Annotated in this window: 1 protein-coding gene; it reads right to left on the bottom strand. The window is 65.0% G+C overall.

The genetic code is table 11. From position 1 onward, the window contains the following. Positions 1-431: condensation domain-containing protein (locus tag KVT45_RS55170; RefSeq protein WP_217562678.1), on the bottom strand; the 431-nt coding region annotated here is incomplete at both ends.

Here is a 431-nt window from a genome sequence, read left to right as displayed (position 1 = left end):
TGTGATGAGCCACCAGCAACAAGACAGACTCATCCTGCGAAACCCTCAGCAGAACCGTCCGCCACGGCAACTCAACCGCCAGATCGAACCCACGCCCCACCTCAAGCCGCAAGACTTCTCGCCATCGCTCGCCGGCCTCGACCACAACCAGCTCCGGACGACTGCCTGCGCCCTGCAACACCTGCTGGTAGGGAACACCCTCAGCATCCGGAAAGACCGTGCGCAGACTCTCGTGCCGATCCGCCACATCACCCAATGCCGCAGCCAGCGCCGGCACATCCAAACGACCGGAGAGCCGCAGCGCGAAGGGCAGGTTGTAAGCCGCAGCGCCCTCGGCGTCGCCACCATCCATCCGGTTGAGGAACCACATCCGCTGCTGCGCAAAGGACAACGGCACCCGCTCCGGACGCTCCCGACGCGCCAACACCACA

This window comes from Streptomyces sp. GbtcB6 (assembly GCF_019091475.1).
Classification (GTDB): domain Bacteria; phylum Actinomycetota; class Actinomycetes; order Streptomycetales; family Streptomycetaceae; genus Streptomyces; species Streptomyces hyaluromycini.
Note: the sequence above shows the minus strand (reverse complement) of the source record. Positions and strands in the feature narration are given on the sequence as shown.